Origin of the sequence: Phocaeicola faecium (assembly GCF_014837055.1) — a bacterium.
In the GTDB taxonomy this organism is placed as follows: domain Bacteria; phylum Bacteroidota; class Bacteroidia; order Bacteroidales; family Bacteroidaceae; genus Phocaeicola; species Phocaeicola gallinarum.
The window spans coordinates 1-1,972 of record NZ_JACSPQ010000021.1; the positions used below are offsets into that span (position 1 = coordinate 1).

Sequence of the window (1,972 nt, forward strand, 5' to 3'; positions counted from 1 at the left end):
TCTTGTACAACTTGCCGATGTAGTGTATTGCCTGTGTGGCCAGCGTCCTGTTCTCTTCCAGGGCATCCACGTACTTCCTTCTGGCATGTGCCCAACAGCCGACCAGAGTGATTCCTTTCATCCGCTCAAACTGTTCGTAAGCTGCATAGCCGTCACATTGCACAATGCCACGGTAGCATCCCAGCAGTTCACGGGCTACCATGCCCGAACGGCTGCCACGGTCATAATGGAACATGACGTCCCCCGTGATGCCGTCGCGTACGCACCACTCATACCCCTTTTTCGCCTTATGTTTCTCATTGTCCAGCACAGGAATGACACTCTCGTCCACTTGTATATACTCACTGGAGAGTATCTTCTGTTTGAGCAGGTTGTACAGAAGCCTGAGTTTCTCTACCGCCATTTCATACCATCCGCACATGGTAGATTCGCTTATGATGATTCCTGATTCGCGATACTGCTGTATCAGACGGTAGAACGGGAGATGATACATGAACTTGCCGATGATAATGTCCGTCAGGACCGAGGCGCCTGCCATACATTTGCTGACCGGGACAAGAGGAAGAGGATGAATCAGAATCTGCCTTTCCTCGGGATATTTCTCCATGTCGGATTTTCTTATCACTTTGTGACGGACGGTCTTCAGGATATATACTTTTGCCGGAACACGCTCCAGGCGTGAACTCTCTTCCTTTCCGATTTCAATGAAATCATCCTTAAGCCTGCCTTCCCCGTCAGTTGTTCCTTCGGGGTAAAGATCAACAACTTCTACCGGAAGAGAAGATGTATCCAAGGGCTTGCGGGACGGCTTCTCCTTGACTTTTATGGTTCTGGTGATTTCTTCATCGCTTTTGCGGACTTCATCCTCCATCCGGGATATTTCCATGGAGGACATTTCTTCTTTTGAGAACAGAAACAACTGGTTGGGATCAAGCGGAAGATTTTTTTCGCTCATCCGTCCGAAGACTTTTTTCCGGAGCCAGTACAGCGACTGCTCCAGCGAAGCAACCCTGCTGATAAGCGCCGCTTTATCCTGGCGGAGCTTATCAATCTCTTCCAATAAGGCTTTTTCCTGTTCTTCCGTAAGCATCTGTATCTCATTGTTTCACAATGTAAATATACTAAAATCCAATGACATACAAAAGCAAACAGAGTAAGAAAACGGCACTATTTTCGAAGTTTCTGCAGGTTTTCAAGTCTCGTGCGACGGGAGTCGCGGGCTTCCATGATACCCTCCACTATCATGACAAGTTCCCGCCATTCTATATTTGCACAGACCTCATTGTCGTTGACAGAATCAGGCTTGCCTAAGGTACCGGCTTCCAGAAGTTTGGAATACAGCACCATGCCGCCCGGCTCCCAATGCAGGAGCTTTATGCGGTCACGGGCACGGTTTATGAAGATATACACATTGCCGCTGCAGGGATCCTGACCCATGGCGTCGGTGATGATACCGCTGAGAGTATGAAAGCTTTTGCGCATATCAGTAGGGCGGTTATACAACAGATAGCGCATACTGTCATTAAGGCTGAACATGGCTGCAGGCCTGGATGATTGAATACAGTTCCTTGTCGTTCAGTTCACCGCAGATACGTATGGCACTACCGGCCGGGGTACGTATTTCTATCTCTTTCAATCCGCTTGGCGTGGCCGGTATACTTTTCTGTTTACGTCCGCTCGTTCCGGCAAATGAAGGAACCGGAACAAAAGATCCGCTGTGGGGAAGCTCGATAAACTCACCTTGAGCCGTTTTACCAGATGATTGCTCGGCGGCATAACGGGATTTGCTGTCATAAAACCGCCATACAGGGATATTGAGTTCCTCCAGTCTTGACTTATAAGTCATTTTGTGCTCTTTGCAGTAGTTCATTATCTCTACCACTTCTTCTCGTGTCATCATAACTTGGCTTTTTGGACGTAAAGTTAATGATGGAAGTTGGAGACGAAAATACGTGGTTTACCGAATGCTTAC

At 48.0% G+C, this 1,972-nt stretch carries 3 protein-coding genes; all 3 read right to left on the bottom strand.

Annotated features, from left to right (window positions below):
• A partial coding sequence (gene tnpC, locus H9626_RS13245; protein ID WP_191710792.1) for an IS66 family transposase occupies nt 1-1,090 on the bottom strand: 1,090 nt, incomplete at its 3' end.
• Nucleotides 1,091-1,167: 77 nt separating this feature from the next.
• Nucleotides 1,168-1,515, bottom strand: coding sequence for an IS66 family insertion sequence element accessory protein TnpB (gene tnpB, locus H9626_RS13250; protein ID WP_225231003.1), 348 nt, complete (start codon nt 1,513-1,515; stop codon nt 1,168-1,170).
• Between the two features lie 7 nt (nt 1,516-1,522).
• Complete coding sequence (locus H9626_RS13255) at nt 1,523-1,900, bottom strand: hypothetical protein (RefSeq protein WP_225231004.1); 378 nt, start codon at nt 1,898-1,900, stop codon at nt 1,523-1,525.
• Nucleotides 1,901-1,972: the final 72 nt, after the last annotated feature.